The sequence below is a fragment of the Streptomyces sp. NPDC034103 genome (assembly GCF_055575395.1).
Genome location: NZ_JBVISS010000013.1, coordinates 133,169 through 156,051, shown reverse-complemented (window position 1 = coordinate 156,051; position 22,883 = coordinate 133,169). Strand labels below are relative to the sequence as shown.

The following is a 22,883-nucleotide window of genomic DNA, read 5'->3' as shown; positions in this document are numbered from 1 at the left end:
TTCACGCGTCGTACAGGTCGGCCTTCCGCGGCGCGGGGTCCTGCACCGCCGTGCTCAGGAACGCCGAGCGGGAGCCGAACTTCTCCGTGTCCACGCCGTTCTCCGCCAGGACCCGGATCGCCGCCGAGTGCACGACCCGCAGCACCGGTGCCGCGGCGCGCATCGCGTCGTCGGCCATGAAGCGGTGCCGCCACGGTTTGTCCGCCCACACGTGCCGCAGGCCGAACGGCTCGGGCAGGACTATCCCCCCGCCGAGCCAGTTCAGCAGGGGCGGGTACCAGGAGATCGGGGCGCGCACGGCGATCCGGACCACCTCGTCGCTGTCCACCAGCGGGAGCTTGACCTTGCGGGTCTCCCACGGCTTGAACGACTTGGCGACCTCCTTCGTGGGCGCCTCCGGCTTGTTCATGAACAGCGGGTTCACCGGGCCGAGGGCATGGCCGGTGACCTCGATGCGCAGGGTCTGGTGCAGCACGGTCACGGTGACCAGCATCGTGAGGACCAGCTGGCCGTCCCACAGGACCCACTGCACGCCCAGGTAGTGGCGGTCGCCGCTGCCGAACTGCTGCTTGTTGCAGATGTCCTGTATCGCGTGCGACTTGATCTGGTACGCCTCGACGTCGGTGCCCTCCGGCCGGGACACCGCCTTGGCGCCCTCGGCGACCGGCGTGACGATCCAGTGCCGTACCGAGGCCTTGGGGAAGCCTCCGGTGTTGATGGTGTTCCGTTCCAGCATGCGCAGCTGGTCGTGGATGGAGCGGATGACGTCCCAGCTGCGGAAGGGGTGGATCTCCCGGTCGGGGTTTGCCGCCACCAGGTCCTCGGCCAGCTGCCAGCTGCCCCACCGCGTGCCCATGCCGAGTATGCCCTTGGGGCCCGCGTAGAAGACCGAGTTGGACTGTTGCTCGGCGCTCAGCTTGGCCAGGGACTGGCGCAGTTGCTCGGCGGCGGTCTCGCCCGGGCTGCTGGGGACCGCCTCGGGGACCTTGGCGCCGACGCTGCTGCCGGCCAGCAGGCTGTCCCAACGGCCGCGCAGGTCACGGGCGGTGCGTTCACAGATCTGCTTGGCCCAGAACCAGCCGACCACCGGGGCGACCACCGCCGCGCGCGCGTACCAGGTCCAGAACCCCGTGAAGGGCGTGCGGAGCAGGAAGATCACGGCGAGGGCGCCCATGGCGACGAGCAGGGCGGTGGCGAACGCGCCCGCCTGTTTGTTCTCGCCCTTGGCGATGGTCCTGCGGATCTGGAAGACCAGGAGCCAGACGATGAGTCCGGGCAGGGCCAGCAGACCGCAGACCACCATGACGACGCTCAGCAGCCGGTCACGGTCCTTGCGGATGTTGTTGGCGGCCAGACAGTGGTCGACGACCACCTGCGGCTCGGTGCCGAAGGACTGGATCAGGGGCTTGCGGCCGGGCCCGATCATGCGGTCGACCACGGCCCGCGAGAAGGCCTCGCCGAGCCGGGGCTCGAACAGCTTCATCTTGCCGGGCCTGACGATCGTCTCGTGCCACTCGCTGTTGGCCTTGAGGATGTCGTCGACCCTGTTGTCCCGATAGGCCGCCGAGGCCAGCGCGAACGTCGCCGTCTGACTCTCGTCGCCCGTGCGCGGCACCTGCGGACCGAAGATGTCCGCGTAACCGCTGTCAACGGTCATTCCCGCCCCCGATCGCCGCCACTGTCGCTCCTGCGGCCTTCCCGACTTCCTTGCCCCGCACACCTGTTGATCAGGTCGTCCCGCGATCCGGGCCCGACGTGATCACTGTTCTCAGAGTATCCGCCACCACCGACATCCGTCGTCGGACGGCCGAAGGCACCTGATTTCGGGCCCGTTCGCCTCCGGGGCGCTGTCGGCCGGGGCCGGGAGGTCGACCGTGCTCAGCCCCTTCGGGCCTGCGCGTTCGACTTCCCGGCCCCGGCCCGCCCCTGCGCCGCACTCACGTCGCCGACCCGCGGGGGAGCGTTCCGCACACGCCACTTGACGTGTTCCCCGCGCCAACTCCTAGGACGCGCGCACCTGTTCACGGATCCTCTCGGCGACCTGCGCCGGCATCGGCTCGTGCCGGGCATAGGAGCGGTGGAAGCGTGCCGTGCCGTGCGACAGGGAGCGCAGGTCGACGGCGTACCGGCCGATCTCGATCTCCGGCACCTCGGCCCTGACGAGGGTGCGGTTCCCGCTGGTCTGCTCGGTGCCGAGCACCCGGCCGCGCCGCCCCGACAGGTCGCTCATCACGGCGCCCACGTAGTCGTCGCCGACCAGGACGCTCACCTCCGCCACCGGCTCCAGCAGATGGATCCTCGCGTCGGCCGCCGCCTCCCGCAGCGCCAGCGCGCCGGCCGTCTGGAACGCGGCGTCGGAGGAGTCCACCGAGTGCGCCTTGCCGTCGAGGAGCGTGATCCGGACGTCGATGAGCGCGTAACCGGCCGCCACCCCCTTGGCGGCCTGGGCCCGTACGCCCTTCTCCACGGACGGGATGAACTGCCGGGGGACCGCGCCGCCGACGACCTTGTCCACGAACTCGATGCCCGAGCCGCCCGGCAACGGCTCCACCTCGATCTCGCAGATGGCGTACTGCCCGTGTCCGCCGGACTGCTTCACGTGCCGCCCGCGTCCGGCCGCCTTCTCGGCGAACGTCTCCCTGAGGGGCACCTTGTGCGGGATGACGTCGACCTGGACGCCGTACCGGCTGCGCAGCCGCTCCAGCGCCACGTCGGCGTGCGCCTCGCCCAGGCACCACAGGACGACCTGGTGGGTGTCCTGGTTCTGTTCCAGCCGCATGGTCGGGTCCTCGGCGACCAGCCGGGCAAGGCCCTGGGAGAGCTTGTCCTCGTCCGCTTTGCTGTGCGCCTGGATGGCGAGCGGCAGCAGCGGGTCGGGCATCTCCCAGGGTTCCATCAGGAGGGGATCGTCCTTGGCCGAGAGGGTGTCACCGGTCTCCGCCCGGCTCAGTCTGGCCACGCACACCAGGTCGCCGGCGATGGCGTGCGTCACCGGGCGCTGCTGCTTGCCGAAGGGGGTGGACAGCGCGCCGACCCGCTCGTCGACGTCGTGGTCCTCGTGCCCGCGGTCGGCCAGACCGTGTCCGGAGACGTGGACCGTCTCGTCGGGGCGCAGGGTGCCGGAGAAGATGCGGACGAGGGAGACCCGGCCCACGTACGGGTCGGAGGAGGTCTTCACGACCTCCGCGACCAGTGGGCCGTCGGTGTCGCAGGCCTTGATCTCGCGCGGCTTGCCGTCGGTGGTGGTGACACCGGGTGTGGGGTGTTCGAACGGGGTCGGGAAGCCGCGCGTGATCAGCTCCAGCAGCTCCACGGTGCCGAGCCCCTGTGTGGCGCCCTCGGCCGCGGGGGCGGCGGCCAGGACGGGGTGGAACACCCCGCGCGCGACGGCCCGCTCCAGATCCTCGATCAGCGTCGTGACGTCGACCTGTTCGCCTGCGAGGTAGCGGTCCATGAGGGTCTCGTCCTCGCTCTCGGAGATGATCCCCTCGATCAGCCGGTTGCGGGCCTGCTCGATCTCCGGCAGCTGGTCCTCGCCGGGCTCGGACTCCTTGCGCTCGCCGGAGGAGTAGTCGAACAGCTTCTGCGACAGCAGTCCCGTCAGACCGGTCACGGGCGCGTGCCCGTCCGGGCCCTGCGGGCCGCGCAGCGGCAGGTACAGGGGGAGCACGGCATCGGGGTCGTCCGCGCCGAACGCCTCCGCGCAGATCCGGGTCATCTCCTCGAAGTCCGCCCGCGCGGCCTCCAGATGCGTGATCACGATCGCGCGCGGCATGCCGACCGCCGCGCACTCCTCCCACACCACGCGGGTCGAGCCGTCCACGCCGTCGGAGGCCGAGACGACGAAAAGGGCCGCGTCCGCGGCGCGCAGACCGGCCCTGAGTTCGCCGACGAAATCGGCGTATCCGGGGGTGTCGAGAAGATTGATCTTGATGCCGTCCCACTCGACGGGCACCAGGGAGAGCTGCACCGAACGGTTCTGGCGGTGCTCGATGTCGTCGTAGTCGGAGACGGTGCCGCCGTCCTCCACGCGGCCCGCCCTGTTCACCGCCCCCGCGGTGAGCGCGAGGGCCTCCACCAACGTCGTCTTGCCCGATCCGGAGTGGCCGACCAGCACCACATTCCGTACGGACGCGGGATGGTCGGCCGCCGTTGCCCTGCCGGCGGCTCCGGGATGTGCGTTCGCCTTGTCGCCCATGGCCTTGCCTCCCGTGCACGGTGAGGTCACTGTGGGCGCGGGCAGGCGGGGCCGCGTACGAGGGCGGCTCCGGTGACGCCCGCGGTTCTTCGAGCTTTCCACTCCCGTCACGGTGCGTCCATACGGCGGACGCGATCGCGCCGTTACCCGTACGCCACGGGCCCGTGACATGGGGCGCGAGTGCCCGGCGTTCGCCCACGCGCGCGCGTGGCTACGATGGGCCAGCCGGTGGCCAGCAGGGGCCGCGCGGCCACACCGACCCTCGGGAAGGCCATGCTGAACAAGTACGCGCGTGCATTCTTCACGCGTGTCCTCACCCCGTTCGCCTCATTTCTGATCAGAAGGGGCGTCAGCCCCGACACGGTCACGCTCCTCGGTACCGCCGGAGTGGTCGCGGGCGCGTTGGTCTTCTACCCCATGGGCGAGTTCTTCTGGGGCACGGTCGTGATCACGCTGTTCGTCTTCTCCGACCTGGTCGACGGCAACATGGCGCGCCAGCTCGGCCGCTCCAGCCGCTGGGGCGCCTTCCTGGACTCCACGCTCGACCGGGTCGCCGACAGCGCGGTCTTCGGCGGCTTCATCCTCTGGTACGCCGGTGGCGGCGACGACCTGGTCCTGTGCGCCGTCTCGATCTTCTGTCTGGCGAGCGGCCAGGTGGTGTCGTACACCAAGGCCCGGGGCGAGTCGATCGGTCTGCCGGTCGCCGTCAACGGGCTCGTCGAGCGGGCCGAGCGCCTGGTGATCTCCCTGGTCGCCGCCGGACTCGCGGGCCTGCACACGTTCGGGGTGCCGGGCATCCAGTACCTGCTGCCGGTCGCTCTGTGGATCGTCGCCGTGGGCAGCCTGGTCACGCTGATCCAGCGCGTCGTCACGGTCCGCCGGGAGTCGGCGGAGGCGGAGGCGGCGGCCGCGCAGGAGAGGACGACGTGACGGCTCAGGAGCGGCTCACCGACGCCCTGTACGGCCTGGGCTGGGGAGCGGTGAAGAAGCTCCCCGAGCCGGTGGCGGTGCGTCTCGGCCGGACCATCGCGGACCTCGCCTGGAAGAAGCGCGGCAAGGGCGTGCTGCGCCTGGAGAGCAACTACGCGCGCGTGGTGCCCGACGCGAGCCCCGAGCGCCTCGCCGAGCTGTCCCGCGCGGGCATGCGCTCGTACCTGCGCTACTGGATGGAGTCCTTCCGGCTGCCCGCCTGGAGCAAGGAGCGCATCAGGGGGAGCTTCGCCGGCAAGGACCTGCACCATCTGACCGACGGCCTAGCCGCCGGCAAGGGCGTCATCCTGGCGCTGCCGCACATGGCCAACTGGGACCTCGCCGGCGCCTGGGTCACCACCGAGCTGGAGACGCCGTTCACCACGGTCGCCGAGCGCCTCAAGCCGGAGACGCTGTACGACCGGTTCGTCGCCTACCGCGAGGGGCTCGGCATGGAGGTCCTGCCGCACAGCGGCGGCTCCGCCTTCGGCACCCTGGCCCGGCGGCTGCGCGACGGCGGCCTGGTCTGCCTGGTCGCCGAGCGCGACCTGTCGTCCTCCGGTGTCGAGGTCCAGTTCTTCGGCGAGGCCACCCGCATCCCCGCGGGCCCGGCGCTCCTCGCCCAGCAGACCGGCGCACTGCTGCTGCCGGTGACGCTCTGGTACGACGACTCGCCCGTCATGCGGGGCAGGGTGCATCCCCCGGTCGAGGTACCCGAGACAGGTACCCGCGCCGAGAAGACGTCCGTCATGGCGCAGGCGCTGGCCGATGCCTTCGCCACGGGGATCGCCGACCATCCGGAGGACTGGCACATGCTGCAGCGGTTGTGGCTCAAGGATCTCGACCCCGGCAAGGGGCCCTCGTGAGGATCGGCATCGTCTGCCCGTACTCCTGGGACGTGCCGGGCGGCGTCCAGTTCCACATCCGCGACCTCGCCGAGTACTTCATCCGCCTCGGCCACGACGTCTCCGTGCTGGCCCCGGCCGACGACGACACCCCGCTGCCGCCCTACGTCGTCTCGGCGGGCCGCGCGGTGCCGGTGCCGTACAACGGTTCGGTGGCCCGGCTGAACTTCGGCTTCCTCAGCGCCGCGCGTGTGCGCCGCTGGCTGCACGACGGCGAGTTCGACGTCGTCCACATCCACGAGCCGTCCTCGCCCTCCCTCGGTCTGCTGGCCTGCTGGGCGGCGCAGGGCCCCCTGGTGGCGACCTTCCACACCTCCAACCCGCGCTCCAAGGCGATGATCGCCGCGTACTCGATCCTCCAGGCCGCCCTGGAGAAGATCAGCGCGCGGATCGCGGTGAGCGAGTACGCCCGGCGCACGCTGGTGGAACACCTCGGCGGCGACGCGGTCGTCATCCCCAACGGCGTCGACGTCGACTTCTTCGCCAGGGCCGAGCCCAAGCCCGAGTGGCAGGGCGACACCCTCGGTTTCGTCGGCCGCATCGACGAGCCCCGCAAGGGACTGCCGGTCCTGATGAAGGCCCTGCCGAAGATCCTCGCCGCGCGTCCGCAGACCCGGCTCCTGGTGGCCGGACGCGGTGACGAGGAGGAGGCGGTGGAGAGCCTGCCCGCGGAACTGCGCTCGCGCGTGGAGTTCCTCGGCATGGTCAGCGACGAGGACAAGGCGCGCTTCCTGCGCAGCGTCGACGTGTACGTCGCCCCCAACACCGGCGGTGAGAGCTTCGGCATCATCCTGGTCGAGGCCATGTCGGCGGGTGCGCCGGTCCTCGCCTCGGACCTCGACGCCTTCGCCCAGGTACTCGACCAGGGCGCGGCGGGCGAACTGTTCGCCAACGAGGACGCCGACGCGCTGGCCGACGCGGCGCTGCGTCTGCTGGGCGACCCGCAGCGGCGCGCGGAACTGCGGGAGCGTGGAAGCGCGCACGTACGCCGCTTCGACTGGTCGACGGTGGGCGCGGACATCCTGTCGGTCTACGAGACGGTGACCGCGGGAGCGGCGGCGGTGGCCGCGGCTGACGACGACAGGGCACCGGCGACGGGGCTGCGGGCGCGCTGGGGAATGGCGCGGGACTGACGGCAGGGCCGGGCCGTTCCCCTGTGGCCGGGGCCGTGAGAGCCCGCTGGGGTACGGCGTGGGGACGCCCGCACCGCGGTCGGTCCCGCGGGGCAGGCCGGCGCCCCGTACGCCCGTCGGCCGGACCGGCCGAGCCGCTCGGTACCCTTTGCCTCCGTGACCTCAACCCTCATCTGGATCCTCGTCGCCCTGATCGCGATCGGCCTCTACTTGAGCTGGACCGCAGGGCGACTGGACCGGTTGCACGCCCGGATCGACGCCTCCCGCGCCTCCCTGGACGCACAGCTGCTGCGCCGGGCCTCGGTGACCCAGGAACTGGCGACCTCCGGCGTCCTGGACCCCGCCGCGTCGATCGTGCTCTACGAGGCGGCGCACGCCGCGCGGCAGGCCGAGGAGGAGCAGCGGGAGGTCGCCGAGAGCGAGCTGAGTCAGGCTCTGCGTGCCGTCTTCGCGGAGATTCCGCAGGTGGAGGCGGTGCGGGAGGCGCCCGGGGGAGAGGCGGCCGTCCGCGAGCTGACCGAGGCGGTGCGCCGCGTGCCGATGGCCCGGCGCTTCCACAACGACTCCGTACGGGCCGCCCGCGCCCTGCGCCGGCACTACAAGGTCCGCTGGTTCCGGCTGGCCGGACACGCCCCGTTCCCGCTGGCCTTCGAAATGGACGACGAGCCTCCGGTGGCCCTGGTGGACCGCGCCGGGTGACCGCCCCCACTCGAAAAACGATCCACCGCCTCCCCATTGGCCCTTGCTGTGGACTGCTCTCTTCACGTTTTCTCGGTGCTGTAGAAATCCGCTTTTCACTTCAGTGAGGTCAACCCGTGTCCATCACCGAGAACCAGGCTCCCGAGACCGGCACCGCGCGCGTGAAGCGCGGCATGGCCGAGCAGCTCAAGGGCGGCGTCATCATGGACGTCGTCACCCCGGAGCAGGCGAAGATCGCCGAGGACGCGGGCGCCGTCGCCGTCATGGCCCTGGAGCGGGTCCCCGCCGACATCCGCAAGGACGGCGGCGTGGCCCGGATGTCCGACCCGGACATGATCGAGGGCATCATCGAGGCCGTGTCCATCCCCGTCATGGCGAAGTCCCGGATCGGGCACTTCGTCGAGGCCCAGGTGCTCCAGTCCCTCGGCGTCGACTACATCGACGAGTCCGAGGTCCTCACCCCGGCCGACGAGGTCAACCACTCCGACAAGTGGTCCTTCACGACCCCCTTCGTCTGCGGCGCCACCAACCTGGGCGAGGCCCTGCGCCGCATCGCCGAGGGCGCGGCCATGATCCGCTCCAAGGGCGAGGCCGGCACCGGCAACGTCGTCGAGGCCGTGCGTCACCTGCGCCAGATCAAGAACGAGATCGCCCGCCTGCGCGGCTACGACAACCACGAGCTGTACGCCGCCGCCAAGGAGCTGCGCGCCCCGTACGAGCTCGTCAAGGAGGTCGCCGAGCTCGGCAAGCTCCCGGTCGTGCTGTTCTCCGCCGGTGGTGTGGCCACCCCGGCCGACGCCGCGCTGATGCGCCAGCTCGGCGCCGAGGGCGTCTTCGTCGGCTCCGGCATCTTCAAGTCCGGCGACCCGGCCAAGCGCGCCGCCGCCATCGTGAAGGCCACCACCTTCTACGACGACCCGAAGATCATCGCCGACGCCTCCCGCAACCTCGGCGAGGCCATGGTCGGCATCAACTGCGACACCCTCCCCGAGGCCGAGCGTTACGCGAACCGGGGCTGGTGATGACCGAACCCGTGGTCGGAGTGCTCGCACTCCAGGGTGACGTACGGGAGCACCTGATCGCCCTGGCCGCGGCCGACGCCGTGGCCAGGCCGGTGCGGCGCCCCGAGGAGCTCGCCGAGGTCGACGGTCTGGTCATCCCCGGCGGCGAGTCGACGACCATCTCCAAGCTGGCCGTCCTCTTCGACGTCATGGAGCCCCTCCGCGCGCGCGTGCGGGCCGGTATGCCCGTCTACGGCACCTGCGCGGGCATGATCATGCTGGCCGACAAGATCCTCGACCCCCGCTCGGGCCAGGAGACGATCGGCGGCATCGACATGATCGTGCGCCGCAACGCCTTCGGCCGGCAGAACGAGTCCTTCGAAGCCCGGGTCGACGTCCGCGGCGTCGACGGCGATGCCGTGGAGGGCGTGTTCATCCGCGCGCCCTGGGTGGAGTCCGTCGGTGCCCAGGCCGAGGTGCTCGCCGAGCACGACGGCCACATCGTCGCGGTCCGTCAGGGCAACGCGCTCGCCACGTCGTTCCACCCGGAGCTGACCGGCGACCACCGTGTGCACGCGCTCTTCGTCGACATGGTGCGCGCGAACCGGTCGGCCCAGTCCTTGTAGGATCTCTTGGGTTCGTTGTTCGGATGGGTTACGCGAAGGAGACAGGCAGATGTCCGGCCACTCTAAATGGGCTACGACGAAGCACAAGAAGGCCGTGATCGACGCCAAGCGCGGCAAGCTCTTCGCGAAGCTCATCAAGAACATCGAGGTCGCGGCCCGTACCGGCGGCGCCGACCCCGACGGTAACCCCACGCTCTTCGACGCCATCCAGAAGGCCAAGAAGAGCTCGGTCCCGAACAAGAACATCGACTCCGCGGTAAAGCGCGGCGCCGGCCTGGAGGCCGGTGGCGCCGACTACGAGACGATCATGTACGAGGGTTACGGTCCGAACGGTGTCGCGGTGCTCATCGAGTGCCTCACCGACAACCGCAACCGCGCCGCCTCCGACGTCCGAGTCGCCATGACCCGCAACGGCGGCTCGATGGCCGACCCGGGCTCGGTGTCGTACCTGTTCAACCGCAAGGGCGTCGTGATCGTCCCCAAGGGCGAGCTGGCCGAGGACGACGTGCTCGGCGCGGTCCTGGACGCGGGCGCCGAGGAGGTCAACGACCTCGGCGAGACCTTCGAGGTCATCAGCGAGGCCACTGACCTGGTCGCGGTCCGCACCGCCCTCCAGGAGGCCGGTATCGACTACGACTCGGCCGACGCCAACTTCGTCCCGACCATGCAGGTCGAGCTGGACGAGGAGGGCGCCAGGAAGATCTTCAAGCTGATCGACGCGCTCGAGGACAGCGACGACGTCCAGAACGTCTTCGCCAACTTCGACGTCAGCGACGAGGTCATGGAGAAGGTCGACGCCTGAGCCGACGCTCCGGATGCGAACGGGCCGACGGGACACACCCCGTCGGCCCGTCGCATTGTCGGTGGCACCCGATAGCCTGCACAAACAGGCGATCGAAAGGAGGGGGCCGGTGCGCGTACTCGGGGTGGACCCCGGACTCACGCGGTGCGGTGTGGGCGTCGTCGAAGGGGTCGCGGGACGACCGCTGACGATGCTCGGCGTGGGCGTCGTACGCACGCCCAGTGACGCGGAGTTGGGGCTCCGGCTCGTCGCCGTCGAGCAGGGCATCGAGCAGTGGCTGGACGAGCACCGTCCCGAATTCGTCGCCGTGGAGCGGGTGTTCAGCCAGCACAACGTCCGTACGGTCATGGGCACCGCCCAGGCCAGCGCCGTCGCCATGCTGTGCGCCGCCCGTCGCGGCATCCCCGTCGCCCTGCACACCCCCAGCGAGGTCAAGGCAGCCGTCACCGGCAGCGGTCGCGCCGACAAGGCCCAGGTCGGCTCCATGGTCACCCGGCTCCTGCGGCTCGACGCGCCGCCCAAGCCCGCCGACGCCGCCGACGCCCTCGCCCTCGCCATCTGCCACATCTGGCGCGCCCCCGCTCAGAACCGGCTCCAGCAGGCGGTCGCCCTGCACGCAGCCAACGCAACGAAAGGCCGTACGGCATGATCGCCTTCGTGAGCGGCACCGTCGCCGCCCTCGCCCCCGACGCCGCCGTCGTGGAGGTCGGCGGGGTCGGCATGGCCGTGCAGTGCACGCCGAACACGCTGTCCACGCTGCGCCTCGGCCAGCCCGCCAAGCTCGCCACCTCCCTCGTCGTACGCGAGGACTCGCTGACCCTGTACGGGTTCGTGGACGACGACGAACGCCAGGTCTTCGAACTGCTCCAGACCGCGAGCGGCGTCGGACCCCGGCTGGCTCAGGCGATGCTCGCCGTGCACACCCCGGACGCCCTGCGCAGGGCGGTGGCCACGGCCGACGAGAAGGCGCTGATCGCCGTTCCCGGCATCGGCAAGAAGGGTGCGCAGAAGCTGCTGCTCGAGCTGAAGGACCGCCTCGGCGAGCCGATCGGCGCCCCCGCGATCGGCGCCCCGGTCACCCAGGGCTGGCGCGACCAGCTGCACGCGGCGCTGATCGGTCTGGGCTACGCGACCCGCGAGGCCGACGAGGCCGTGTCCGCCGTGGCCCCGCAGGCCGAGGCCGCCGGGGGCACGCCGCAGGTCGGTCAGCTGCTGAAGGCCGCCCTGCAGACCCTGAACCGCGCCCGCTAGGAGAGAACGTCAGTGAACTGGGACGACACCACCGACGAGACCGCCCCCGAGCGGCTGGTGGGCTCTGTCGCCGACCGTGAGGACCAGGCCGTCGAGGCCGCGCTGCGCCCCAAGGACCTGGACGAGTTCATCGGCCAGGAGAAGGTCCGCGAACAGCTCGACCTCGTCCTGCGCGCCGCACGCGCGCGCGGTGCCACCGCGGACCACGTCCTGCTCTCCGGCGCCCCCGGCCTCGGCAAGACGACCCTCTCCATGATCATCGCGGCCGAGATGGGCGCCCCCATCCGCATCACCTCGGGCCCCGCCATCCAGCACGCCGGCGACCTCGCCGCGATCCTGTCCTCCCTCCAGGAGGGCGAGGTCCTCTTCCTCGACGAGATCCACCGCATGTCCCGGCCCGCCGAGGAGATGCTCTACATGGCGATGGAGGACTTCCGCGTCGACGTCATCGTCGGCAAGGGCCCGGGCGCCACCGCCATCCCCCTCGAACTGCCCCCGTTCACCCTGGTCGGCGCCACCACACGCGCGGGCCTGCTGCCGCCCCCGCTGCGCGACCGCTTCGGTTTCACCGCGCACATGGAGTTCTACGAGCCGGCCGAACTGGAGCGGGTCATCCACCGCTCCGCGCACCTGCTCGACGTGGAGATCGACGGCGCGGGCGCCGCCGAGATCGCCGGCCGCTCCCGCGGCACGCCCCGCATCGCCAACCGGCTGCTGCGCCGGGTGCGGGACTACGCGCAGGTCAAGGCCGACGGGCACATCACACGCGACATCGCCGCCGCCGCGCTGAAGGTCTACGAGGTCGACGCCCGCGGCCTCGACCGCCTCGACCGCGGTGTCCTGGAGGCTCTGCTCAAGCTGTTCGGCGGCGGTCCGGTCGGTCTGTCCACGCTCGCGGTCGCGGTGGGGGAGGAGCGCGAGACCGTCGAGGAAGTGGCCGAACCCTTCCTCGTCCGCGAGGGCCTGCTCGCCCGGACCCCCCGCGGCCGGGTCGCCACTCCCGCCGCATGGGCCCATCTCGGCCTCACCCCGCCCCGCTCGGCGACCACCGGAAACGGACAACAGGACCTGTTCGGGACGTGATGGCTTTGTGACGCCGCGGGATTGGCCGGGCCAGGAACCCGGGTGCCATGCTGAGCGTTGTTCCCTGCGCGCGGACTCGCTTAGACTCCGCCGATGCCGCCTTAGCCGGCGGCGTACACACCCCCAACCATCAGGCCGCTCAAGCCCGCGGTCGCGTGAAGGAAGTACCGACCCGTGAGTCTCGTGACCCTCCTCCCGTTCATCGTGCTCATCGGGGCCATGTTCCTGATGACCCGGTCGGCGAAGAAGAAGCAGCAGCAGGCAGCCGACATGCGGAACCAGATGCAGCCCGGCAGTGGCATCCGCACCATCGGGGGGATGTACGCCACCGTCAAGGAGGTCAACGACGACACGGTTCTGGTCGACGCGGGCCCGGGCGTCGAGCTCCTTTTCGCCAAGAACGCCATCGGTGCCGTCCTGACCGACGACGAGTACAACCGCATCGTCCACGGCATCGAGCACGACCTGAAGACCGACGTCGTCCCCGACGACGCCTCCTCTCTTGCCGATCTCACCGAGACCGACGAGTCCGCCGACGAAGCTGCCGCCTCCGACGACAAGGCCGTCGACCTCGGCAAGAAGGACGAGCCCGCCGACGGGGCCCAGAAGGCCGACGAGGCCGCCGAGGCGAAGACGGACGACGTGCCGAAGAAGACCGACGGCGACTCCGACGCGAAGTAGTCGTACCCGGGGCGCGCGGGGCACGCCCGCGCGCCCTCGGACGTACGCAGCTCGCACGGGATCGACACCATGTCATGGCCGCCCGCCCGCAGACCCGGCGCGCAGCGGCCCGAGAGGGAGTACGAGAAGGTGGCAGCACCCAAGAGGGGCCGGAGCGCGAGCGCCCAGAGCAAGCCAGGGCGCTCGCTGGCCCTGATCCTGATCGCCATCGTGGCGCTCACCGGGGGAATGTTCCTCTCCGGGCACACGAAGCCGCGCCTCGGCATCGACCTGGCCGGCGGCACGAGCATCACGCTCGAGGCGAAGGCCGACCAAGGCTCCGCGGTCAACAAGGCCAACATGGACACCGCGGTCGAGATCATGAACCGCCGTGTCAATGGCCTGGGCGTCTCCGAGGCGGAGGTGCAGACCCAGGGCGAGCGCAACATCATCGTGAACATCCCCAAGGGCACCAACTCCAAGGAAGCCCGGGACCAGGTCGGCACCACCGCCAAGCTGTACTTCCGTCCGGTGCTCGCCCAGGACGCCACCGGGCCCGCCGCGACGCCGTCGCCCAGCGCCTCGAAGAGCGGTTCCGCCAGCTCCTCGCCGAGCCCCTCCACGAGCGAGTCGGCCACCAGCGGTGAGAAGGCGACCTCCTCGGCTTCCCCGTCGGCCTCCGCCACCACGCAGGGCCGCCCCGCCTCCGACGCGCTGAAGGCCGACCCGACCCCGTCGGGTTCCGCCTCCGCGAGCCCCTCCGCCTCCGCGAGCGGCGGCGCCGGCACCTCCGCCGACGCCAAGCTCCAGGCCCAGTACGCCGCCCTCGACTGCTCCAAGGAGGCGCAGCGCACCAAGGCCGGCGAGGGCGTCAAGCCCGAGGACTCCACCGTGGGCTGCGGCGAGATGGACGGCGTCTGGTACAAGTACCTGCTCGGCCCCGCCGCCGTCGCCGGTACCGAGGTCGACGAGGCCAAGGCCGTCTTCGACACGCAGACCGCCGCCGGTTGGCAGGTCACGATGGACTTCAACAAGAGCGGCGCCAAGAAGTTCGCCGACATCACCGGCAAGCTGGCCCAGAACACCCTGCCGCAGAACGAGTTCGGCATCGTCCTCGACGGCGAGGTCGTCTCCAGCCCCACCGTGAGCCAGTCCATCACCGGCGGCCAGGCCCAGATCTCCGGCAGCTTCACGCAGGAGGAGGCCCAGAACCTCGCCAACATGCTGTCGTACGGCGCGCTCCCGCTCTCCTTCAAGGAGCAGAGCGTCACCACGGTGACCGCCGCGCTCGGCACCGACCAGCTGCACGCCGGTCTGTTCGCCGGTGCGATCGGCCTCGGCCTGGTCGTGCTGTACCTGGTCTTCTACTACCGCGGTCTGTCGCTCGTCGCGATCGCCTCGCTGCTGGTCTCCGGCATCCTGACCTACGTGATCATGGCGCTGCTCGGCCCGGCCATCGGCTTCGCGCTGAACCTGCCGGCCGTCTGTGGTGCGATCGTCGCCATCGGTATCACCGCGGACTCGTTCATCGTGTACTTCGAGCGCATCCGTGACGAGATCCGTGAGGGCCGCTCCCTGCGTCCCGCCGTCGAGCGGGCCTGGCCGCGCGCCCGGCGCACCATCCTGGTCTCCGACTTCGTGTCGTTCCTCGCCGCCGCGGTGCTGTTCGTCGTCACCGTCGGCAAGGTCCAGGGCTTCGCGTTCACGCTGGGTCTGACCACCGTGCTCGACGTCGTCGTGGTCTTCTTCTTCACCAAGCCGCTGATGACGCTGCTGGCCCGCCGCAAGTTCTTCGCCAGCGGCAACAAATGGTCCGGCCTCGACCCGAAGAGCCTGGGTGCCAAGCCGCCGCTGCGCCGCACCCGCCGTCCCGTCGCCCCCGTTGAGACGAAGGAGGCGTGAGCATGTCGAAACTCGGCAACCTCGGCGCCCGACTGCACCGTGGCGAGATCAGTTACGACTTCGTCGGTCACCGCAAGCTCTGGTACGGCATCTCGATCCTGATCACCATCACGGCCATCGTCGGCCTGGCGGTGCGCGGCCTGAACATGGGCATCGACTTCCAGGGCGGTGCCGTCTTCACCACCGAGCAGACCGGCATCTCGGTGTCGCAGGCCCAGGAGTACGCGGAAGACGCCTCGGGCCACGACGCCGTGGTGCAGAAGCTCGGCAACGGCACGATGCGCATCCAGATCGCCGGCATGGACACCCAGCAGTCGGACCAGATCAAGAACCAGCTCGCCGAGGACTTCAAGGTCGACCCCGAGAAGATCGCGGCCGACCTGGTCGGTCCGAGCTGGGGTGACCAGATCGCCAGCAAGGCCTGGCAGGGTCTGGCGATCTTCATGGTCCTGGTGGTGATCTATCTGGCGATCGCCTTCGAGTGGCGCATGGCCATCGCCGCTCTGGTCGCCCTGATCCACGACATCACCATCACCGTCGGCATCTACGCCCTCGTCGGCTTCGAGGTCACGCCGGGCACGGTGATCGGTCTGCTGACCATTCTCGGTTACTCGCTCTACGACACGGTGGTCGTCTTCGACTCCCTCAAGGAGCAGACGAAGGACATCACCAAGCAGACCCGCTGGACGTACAGCGATGTCGCCAACCGTTCGATCAACGGCACCCTGGTCCGCTCCATCAACACCACGGTGGTCGCGCTGCTGCCGGTGGCGGGCCTGTTGTTCATCGGTGGCGGCTTCCTCGGCGCGGGCACGCTCAACGACATCTCGCTGTCGCTGTTCGTCGGTCTCGCCGCCGGTGCGTACTCCTCGATCTTCATCGCCACGCCGCTCGTCGCCGACCTCAAGGAACTCGAGCCGCAGATGAAGTCCCTCAGGAAGCGGGTCCTGGCCAAGCGCGCCCAGGCCTCCGCCGAGGAGGAGCTCGCCGAGACCCGGGGCGACGCCCCGCACGGCGACGAGCCCGAGGACGCCCACGCGGTCGTCGGCCCGCGCACCCAGCCCGCGTCCCGCAACCGCGGCCGCGGCCGTCCCTCGGGGAAGCGCCGATGACCGACATCAAGGAGCTGCTCCTCAGCCGCATCCGTGATGTGGCCGACTACCCGGAGCCGGGCGTGATGTTCAAGGACATCACCCCGCTCCTGGCGGACCCGGCGGCGTTCACCGCGCTCACCGACGCGCTCGCGGAGATCGCCGAGCGCACCGGCGCCACCAAGGTCGTCGGCCTGGAGGCCCGGGGCTTCATCCTCGGCGCCCCGGTCGCGGTCCGCGCGGGCCTCGGGTTCATCCCCGTACGCAAGGCGGGCAAGCTCCCCGGAGCGACCCTCGCCCAGGCGTACGACCTGGAGTACGGCTCGGCCGAGATCGAGGTCCACGCGGAGGACCTGTCGGCCGAGGACCGCGTCCTGATCATCGACGACGTCCTGGCGACCGGCGGCACCGCCGAGGCCGCGATCCAGCTGATCCGCAGGGCGGGCGCCCAGGTCGCGGGCCTCGCGGTCCTGATGGAACTGGGTTTCCTGGCGGGCCGCGCCCGTCTGGAACCCGCGCTGGAGGGCGCTCCGCTGGACGCCCTGCTGGTGGTCTGAGACCTCAGGCGTCACAGGAACGGCCGTCCCGGTGCATCCGGGGCGGCCGTTCTCGCGTCCCGGGGCAGGCGCGGGGGCCGCGCGACAGGCCGGGGGCACCGCCGCGGTCGCCAACGACGCTCCGGTCCGCCAGGTGTTGGACGCCCCTGGAATGCCGGTGCCCGACCCGCACGTTTCACCGGTAGACGGTCCTCACACCGCCTGAGGGCGATCCTGAGCCGCAGGATCGCTACCATGGGGTTTCCGGAGCCTGATCGGGGGACCCGGTTCGCGCACGAGGAGTCCTCTTGCCAGACGAGGCCCAGCCACTGACCGCCGCCAAGCCCGAGTCCGCCTCGGGACCCGCGGCCACGCCCGCGCAGAACGCGCCGAACGCGAACAACGCGGAGAACACCGCGCAGGGCTCGGTCGAACACGCGCACGCCCAGTCCGCGCCCGCCGACGACCCGGCCGAGCAGCCGCGCCCCAAGCCGGCCCCGCCCGAGCGCTCCGCGCCCGCGTCCACACCCGCGGTGGTCCGCCCGCCCGCCGGTCAGCCCGCCCGCTCCGGGTCCTCCAACCGCGTCCGCGCCCGCCTGGCCCGTCTCGGCGTCCAGCGCTCCAACCCGTACAACCCGGTGCTGGAGCCGCTGCTGCGGATAGTGCGCAGCAACGACCCGAAGATCGAGACCGCGACGCTCCGCAAGATCGAGACGGCCTACCAGGTCGCCGAGCGCTGGCACCGCGGCCAGAAGCGCAAGAGCGGCGACCCGTACATCACGCACCCGCTCGCCGTCACCACGATCCTCGCCGAGCTGGGCATGGACCCGGCCACGCTCATGGCGGGCCTGCTGCACGACACCGTCGAGGACACCGAGTACGGCCTCGACCAGCTCCGCCGCGACTTCGGCGACTCCGTCGCCCTGCTCGTCGACGGCGTCACCAAGCTGGACAAGGTCAAGTTCGGCGAGGCCGCGCAGGCGGAGACCGTGCGCAAGATGGTCGTGGCCATGGCCAAGGACCCCCGCGTCCTGGTCATCAAGCTCGCCGACCGCCTGCACAACATGCGCACCATGCGCTACCTCAAGCGCGAGAAGCAGGAGAAGAAGGCGCGCGAGACCCTGGAGATCTACGCGCCGCTCGCCCACCGCCTGGGCATGAACACCATCAAGTGGGAGCTGGAGGACCTCGCCTTCGCGATCCTCTACCCCAAGATGTACGACGAGATCGTCCGCCTCGTCGCCGAGCGCGCCCCCAAGCGCGACGAGTACCTCGCCATAGTGACCGACGAGGTGCAGCAGGACCTGCGCGCGGCCCGTATCAAGGCGACCGTCACCGGCCGCCCCAAGCACTACTACAGCGTCTACCAGAAGATGATCGTCCGCGGCCGTGACTTCGCGGAGATCTACGACCTGGTGGGCATCCGCGTCCTCGTCGACACCGTCCGCGACTGCTACGCCGCCCTCGGCACCGTGCACGCGCGATGGAACCCGGTCCCCGGCCGGTTCAAGGACTACATCGCGATGCCCAAGTTCAACATGTACCAGTCGCTGCACACGACGGTCATCGGCCCCAACGGCAAGCCGGTCGAACTCCAGATCCGCACCTTCGACATGCACCGCCGCGCCGAGTACGGCATCGCCGCGCACTGGAAGTACAAGCAGGAGGCCGTCGCCGGCGCCTCCAAGGTGCGCTCGGACGCGCCGCGGACCACCGGCAAGGACGACCACCTCAACGACATGGCGTGGCTGCGCCAGCTCCTGGACTGGCAGAAGGAGACCGAGGACCCGGGCGAGTTCCTGGAGTCCCTGCGCTTCGACCTGTCGCGCAACGAGGTCTTCGTCTTCACTCCCAAGGGCGACGTGATAGCGCTGCCGGCCGGTTCCACCCCGGTGGACTTCTCGTACGCGGTGCACACCGAGGTGGGACACCGCACCATAGGAGCCCGGGTCAACGGCCGTCTCGTACCGCTGGAGTCGACCCTGGACAACGGCGACCTCGTCGAGGTCTTCACGTCCAAGGCGGCCGGGGCCGGACCGTCCCGGGACTGGCTGAACTTCGTCAAGTCCCCGCGCGCCCGCAACAAGATCCGCGCCTGGTTCTCCAAGGAGCGCCGCGACGAGGCGATCGAGCAGGGCAAGGACGCCATCGTCCGCGCCATGCGCAAGCAGAACCTGCCGATCCAGCGCATCCTGACCGGCGACTCCCTCGTCACGCTCGCGCACGAGATGCGGTACTCCGACATCTCCGCGCTGTACGCGGCGATCGGCGAGGGCCATGTCTCCGCGCAGAACATCGTGCAGAAGCTCGTCTCCGCGCTCGGCGGCGAGGAGGCGGCCACCGAGGAGATCGACGAGTCGGTCCCGCCGACCCGCGGCCGCGGCCGCAAGCGCCGCTCCAACGCCGACCCCGGCGTCGTCGTCAAGGGCGTCGACGACGTGTGGGTCAAGCTCGCCCGCTGCTGCACGCCCGTCCCCGGCGACCCGATCATGGGCTTCGTCACCCGGGGCAGCGGAGTGTCGGTCCACCGCAACGACTGCGTGAACGTGGACTCACTGTCCCGCGAGCCCGAGCGGATCCTCGACGTGGAGTGGGCGCCCACCCAGTCCTCGGTCTTCCTGGTCGCCATACAGGTCGAGGCGCTGGACCGCTCCCGGCTCCTGTCCGACGTCACCCGCGTCCTGTCGGACCAGCACGTCAACATCCTCTCCGCGGCCGTCCAGACCTCCCGCGACCGCGTCGCCACCTCCCGCTTCACCTTCGAGATGGGCGACCCCAAGCACCTCGGGCACGTCCTGAAGGCGGTCCGGGGCGTGGAGGGCGTCTACGACGTGTACCGCGTGACGTCGGCGCGCAGCAGGTCGTAGGGCATACGACGAGAGGGGCCCCGTACGCGATGTACGGGGCCCCTCTCGTCGTACGGGACAGTCGGCGTACTGTCAGCCGCCGAACTCCTGCAGACCCTTCAGCGCCTGATCCAGCAGGGCCTGGCGGCCCTCCAGCTCACGCTCGAGCTTGTCGGCGCGGGCGTTGTTGCCCTGGGCGCGGGCCTGCTCGATCTGGCCCTTGAGCTTGTCCACGGCGGCCTGGAGCTGACCGGTCAGACCCTCGGCACGCGCGCGTGCCTCGGGGTTGGTGCGGCGCCACTCGGTCTCCTCGGCCTCCTGGATGGCCCGCTCGACGGCGTGCATCCGGCCCTCGACCTTGGGACGCGCGTCGCGCGGGACGTGGCCGATGGCCTCCCAGCGCTCGTTGATCTGCCGGAACGCGGCCCGCGCAGCCTTGAGCTCGGTGATCGGGAGGATCTTCTCGGCCTCCTCGGCCAGCTCCTCCTTGAGCTTCAGGTTCTCCGTCTGCTCGGCGTCGCGCTCGGCGAAGACCGAGCTGCGCGCGGCGAAGAAGACGTCCTGCGCGCCGCGGAAGCGGTTCCACAGGTCGTCCTCGTGCTCGCGCTGGGCACGGCCCGCGGCCTTCCACTCCGCCATCAGCTCGCGGTAACGCGCGGCTGTCGGCCCCCAGTCGGTGGAGCCGGAGAGCGCCTCGGCCTCGGAGACCAGTCGCTCCTTGGTCTTGCGGGCCTCCTCGCGCTGCGCGTCCAGCGACGCGAAGTGCGCCTTGCGGCGCTTGGAGAACGCCGAGCGGGCGTGCGAGAAGCGGTGCCACAGCTCGTCGTCGGACTTGCGGTCCAGACGCGGCAGGCCCTTCCAGGTGTCCACCAGCGCCCGCAGCCGCTCACCGGCCGCCCGCCACTGGTCGGACTGGGCCAGCTCCTCAGCCTCGACGACCAGCGCCTCCTTGGCGTGCCGGGCCTCGTCGGACTGCTTCGCGCGCTGCTGCTTGCGCTCCTCGCGGCGCTTGTCGACGGTCTCCACGAGCTTGTCGAGGCGCACCTTGAGGGCGTCGAGGTCGCCGACCGCGTGGTGCGCGTCGACCTGCTCGCGGATGTGGTCGATGGCGGCCTGCGCGTCCTTGGCCGACAGATCGGTGGTCTTCACCCGCTTCTCGAGGAGGCCGATCTCGACAACCAGGCCCTCGTACTTGCGCTCGAAGTAGGCCAGCGCCTCCTCAGGGGAGCCGGCCTGCCAGGAACCGACGACCTGCTCGCCGTCGGCCGTACGCACGTACACGGTCCCCGTCTCGTCGACGCGGCCCCACGGGTCGCTGCTCACAGCGCCTCCTCCACATGATGCCGGCGAGGGGCTGGTGCTCCCCCGGGCATCGTCCACAGTTTCGTCACGGCCAACATAGGCGACCGGCGGGTTGCCTGTCCGCATCCCGCGCGACCGAAATTACGCAGTTGGCGGTCAGGATTTGGTGACGGTCGCCTTGTTGATCACGACCGTCGCGTTGGGCGCCCCGTCACCCGCTCCGGTGCTCTCACCCGCGGCGGCGATCTTCTTCAGGACCGTCATACCGGAATCGGAAACGGTGCCGAACGGTGTGTAGCTCGGCGGCAGCTGACTGTCCTGGTACACGAGGAAGAACTGGCTGCCGCCGGTGTGCTTCTGGCCGGTGTTGGCCATGGCGACCGTGCCCGCCGGATAGATGTTCTTCTTCAGGCTTTTGTCCTTCAGGTTCTCGTCCGGGATGGTGTAGCCGGGACCACCGCTGCCGCTGCCCGTCGGGTCGCCGCACTGCAGGACGTAGATGCCGTTGGTGGTGAGCCGGTGGCACTTGGTGTGGTCGAAGTAGCCCTTGGACGCGAGGAAGTCGAAGGAGTTGACGGTGTGCGGGGCCGCCTTCGTCTTCAGCGCGATGTCTATGTCACCGCACGTCGTCGCCAGCTTCATCGTGTACGTCGCCGACTTGTCGATCGTCAGGGACGGCTCCTTCTTCCAGGTCGCTGTCCTGGGCTTGCCCTCGGCCGGCTTCTCGCACGGGTCCGCGACCGCGCTGGGCGTCGTGGAGTCCTTGGCCTCGGCCGCCGCGTTCGACTTGTCGTCGTCGCCCTTGAGGACGTCCGTCGTGTACAGCGCCAGGCTGCCCACCAGGATCACGCCGAGTACCGACGCGATCACGGAGTTGCGCATGCGGGCCTTGCGTCGCGCGGCCGTGCGTCGCTGCTGCTGCCGCAGAAACTTCTCCCGGGCGAGCTGCCGCTTCCGCTGTTCCTGGGTGACCACCGGATTCTCTCCTCATGCGTCTCGTACGCCTGCTGGGACGCGTGCGTCTACTGAGCCGACCGCCTGCGTGTGCCCCGTACCGTATATGGGTTCGCTGAGGAAACGGCAGCGCCGGTAGGCTCTGACCACAGGCGCAGCCCTTTTCAAGCCCACCCTTATCGACACAACGAAGGACGATCGTGCTCATTGCCGGGTTCCCCGCCGGGGCCTGGGGGACGAACTGTTATCTCGTCGCCCCCGCCGCCGGTGAGGAGTGCGTGATCATCGACCCGGGCCATCAGGCCGCCCAGGGAGTCGAAGAGGCGCTGAAGAAGCATCGGCTCAAGCCCGTCGCCGTCGTCCTCACCCATGGCCACATCGACCATGTGGCCTCGGTCGTCCCGGTGTGCGGCGCGCACGACGTGCCCGCGTGGATCCACCCCGAGGACCGCTTCATGATGAGCGACCCGGAGAAGGCGCTCGGCCGTTCCCTCGGCATGCCGCTCATGGGCGAGCTGACCGTGGGGGAGCCGGCCGACGTCAAGGAGCTGACCGACGGCGTGAAGCTGGAGCTGGCGGGACTGGAGCTGTCCGTCGCGCACGCGCCGGGCCATACCAGGGGGTCGGTGACCTTCGGCCTGCCCGAGGCGGCGGACATCCCGCCGATCCTGTTCTCGGGCGACCTGCTGTTCGCCGGCTCCATCGGACGCACCGATTTCCCCGGTGGCTCCATGGACGACATGCTCGAGTCCCTGGCCCGTGTGGTCCTCCCGCTCGACGACTCGACCGTGGTGCTGCCCGGCCACAACGAGCACACGACCATCGGCCGTGAGCGCGCCACCAACCCGTACCTGCGGCAAGTGGCCGCAGGCCGCCAGGATCACAGCGCGCATGTCGACGCTCCCCGACGAGGAATGTGACGAGA

At 70.3% G+C, this 22,883-nt stretch carries 20 protein-coding genes; 16 read left to right on the top strand and 4 right to left on the bottom strand.

What is annotated here, in order from left to right:
• Window position 1 precedes the first annotated feature (1 nt).
• Both ACZ56U_RS28710 and ACZ56U_RS28705 read right to left on the bottom strand, forming a co-directional pair.
• Window positions 2-1,657 carry a hypothetical protein gene (locus tag ACZ56U_RS28710; protein ID WP_469086866.1) on the bottom strand — a complete coding sequence of 552 codons (1,656 nt, stop codon included), beginning with the start codon at window positions 1,655-1,657 and terminating at the stop codon, window positions 2-4.
• A 345-nt stretch (window positions 1,658-2,002) separates the two neighbouring features.
• Window positions 2,003-4,198 (bottom strand): elongation factor G-like protein EF-G2, encoded by a 2,196-nt coding sequence (locus ACZ56U_RS28705; protein ID WP_469086865.1) that lies wholly within the window; start codon window positions 4,196-4,198, stop codon window positions 2,003-2,005.
• 216 nt (window positions 4,199-4,414) lie between these two features.
• Here ACZ56U_RS28705 and pgsA point away from each other — a divergent pair, with 216 nt between their 5' ends.
• From pgsA to ACZ56U_RS28630, 15 genes are all read left to right on the top strand, one after another.
• Entirely contained in the window at window positions 4,415-5,128 is a 714-nt protein-coding gene (gene pgsA, locus ACZ56U_RS28700; RefSeq protein ID WP_469086987.1) for a phosphatidylinositol phosphate synthase, read from the top strand.
• The gene (locus tag ACZ56U_RS28695) at window positions 5,125-6,033 is read left to right on the top strand and encodes a phosphatidylinositol mannoside acyltransferase (RefSeq protein ID WP_469086864.1); all 909 of its coding nucleotides are present in this window, start codon (window positions 5,125-5,127) and stop codon (window positions 6,031-6,033) included. The genes pgsA and ACZ56U_RS28695 overlap by 4 nt, the downstream gene beginning before the upstream one ends.
• Window positions 6,030-7,205, top strand: a complete 1,176-nt coding sequence (locus ACZ56U_RS28690) for a glycosyltransferase family 4 protein (protein WP_469086863.1) — start codon at window positions 6,030-6,032, stop codon at window positions 7,203-7,205. The genes ACZ56U_RS28695 and ACZ56U_RS28690 overlap by 4 nt, the downstream gene beginning before the upstream one ends.
• Window positions 7,206-7,361: 156 nt before the next feature.
• Window positions 7,362-7,904 (top strand): hypothetical protein, encoded by a 543-nt coding sequence (locus tag ACZ56U_RS28685; RefSeq protein WP_469086862.1) that lies wholly within the window; start codon window positions 7,362-7,364, stop codon window positions 7,902-7,904.
• Window positions 7,905-8,020: 116 nt separating this feature from the next.
• Window positions 8,021-8,926, top strand: a complete 906-nt coding sequence (gene pdxS / locus ACZ56U_RS28680; RefSeq protein WP_391240770.1) for a pyridoxal 5'-phosphate synthase lyase subunit PdxS — start codon at window positions 8,021-8,023, stop codon at window positions 8,924-8,926.
• On the top strand, window positions 8,926-9,531 hold the full coding sequence (pdxT, locus tag ACZ56U_RS28675; protein ID WP_469086861.1) for a pyridoxal 5'-phosphate synthase glutaminase subunit PdxT: 606 nt from the start codon (window positions 8,926-8,928) through the stop codon (window positions 9,529-9,531). The genes pdxS and pdxT overlap by 1 nt, the downstream gene beginning before the upstream one ends.
• Before the next feature lie 49 nt (window positions 9,532-9,580).
• Window positions 9,581-10,333 carry a YebC/PmpR family DNA-binding transcriptional regulator gene (locus ACZ56U_RS28670; RefSeq protein ID WP_469086860.1) on the top strand — a complete coding sequence of 251 codons (753 nt, stop codon included), beginning with the start codon at window positions 9,581-9,583 and terminating at the stop codon, window positions 10,331-10,333.
• Between the two features lie 109 nt (window positions 10,334-10,442).
• Window positions 10,443-10,982: a crossover junction endodeoxyribonuclease RuvC gene (gene ruvC, locus ACZ56U_RS28665; protein ID WP_469086859.1), complete on the top strand. Its 540-nt coding sequence runs from the start codon at window positions 10,443-10,445 to the stop codon at window positions 10,980-10,982.
• A complete protein-coding gene (gene ruvA, locus ACZ56U_RS28660; protein WP_391240782.1) occupies window positions 10,979-11,584 on the top strand; it encodes a Holliday junction branch migration protein RuvA in 606 nt (201 codons plus the stop codon). Before ruvC ends, ruvA begins: the two co-directional genes overlap by 4 nt.
• Window positions 11,585-11,596: 12 nt before the next feature.
• Window positions 11,597-12,667: a Holliday junction branch migration DNA helicase RuvB gene (gene ruvB / locus ACZ56U_RS28655; RefSeq protein WP_469086858.1), complete on the top strand. Its 1,071-nt coding sequence runs from the start codon at window positions 11,597-11,599 to the stop codon at window positions 12,665-12,667.
• A gap of 174 nt (window positions 12,668-12,841) precedes the next feature.
• Window positions 12,842-13,348, top strand: coding sequence for a preprotein translocase subunit YajC (yajC, locus tag ACZ56U_RS28650; RefSeq protein ID WP_469086857.1), 507 nt, complete (start codon window positions 12,842-12,844; stop codon window positions 13,346-13,348).
• Between the two features lie 129 nt (window positions 13,349-13,477).
• The gene (secD, locus tag ACZ56U_RS28645) at window positions 13,478-15,229 is read left to right on the top strand and encodes a protein translocase subunit SecD (protein ID WP_469086856.1); all 1,752 of its coding nucleotides are present in this window, start codon (window positions 13,478-13,480) and stop codon (window positions 15,227-15,229) included.
• Window positions 15,230-15,231: 2 nt separating this feature from the next.
• A complete protein-coding gene (gene secF / locus ACZ56U_RS28640) occupies window positions 15,232-16,341 on the top strand; it encodes a protein translocase subunit SecF (RefSeq protein ID WP_469086855.1) in 1,110 nt (369 codons plus the stop codon).
• Entirely contained in the window at window positions 16,338-16,877 is a 540-nt protein-coding gene (locus ACZ56U_RS28635) for an adenine phosphoribosyltransferase (protein WP_391240797.1), read from the top strand. Before secF ends, ACZ56U_RS28635 begins: the two co-directional genes overlap by 4 nt.
• A gap of 287 nt (window positions 16,878-17,164) precedes the next feature.
• Window positions 17,165-19,723 (top strand): RelA/SpoT family protein, encoded by a 2,559-nt coding sequence (locus ACZ56U_RS28630; protein ID WP_469086854.1) that lies wholly within the window; start codon window positions 17,165-17,167, stop codon window positions 19,721-19,723.
• A 72-nt stretch (window positions 19,724-19,795) separates the two neighbouring features.
• Here ACZ56U_RS28630 and ACZ56U_RS28625 read toward each other — a convergent pair whose 3' ends face one another.
• Window positions 19,796-21,025: a DUF349 domain-containing protein gene (locus tag ACZ56U_RS28625; RefSeq protein ID WP_469086853.1), complete on the bottom strand. Its 1,230-nt coding sequence runs from the start codon at window positions 21,023-21,025 to the stop codon at window positions 19,796-19,798.
• Window positions 21,026-21,160: 135 nt separating this feature from the next.
• Window positions 21,161-21,979 carry a peptidylprolyl isomerase gene (locus tag ACZ56U_RS28620; RefSeq protein ID WP_469086852.1) on the bottom strand — a complete coding sequence of 273 codons (819 nt, stop codon included), beginning with the start codon at window positions 21,977-21,979 and terminating at the stop codon, window positions 21,161-21,163.
• A 179-nt stretch (window positions 21,980-22,158) separates the two neighbouring features.
• Between ACZ56U_RS28620 and ACZ56U_RS28615 the strand changes: the two genes are divergently transcribed.
• Window positions 22,159-22,878, top strand: a complete 720-nt coding sequence (locus ACZ56U_RS28615; protein ID WP_469086851.1) for an MBL fold metallo-hydrolase — start codon at window positions 22,159-22,161, stop codon at window positions 22,876-22,878.
• The last annotated feature ends 5 nt before the right edge of the window (window positions 22,879-22,883 follow it).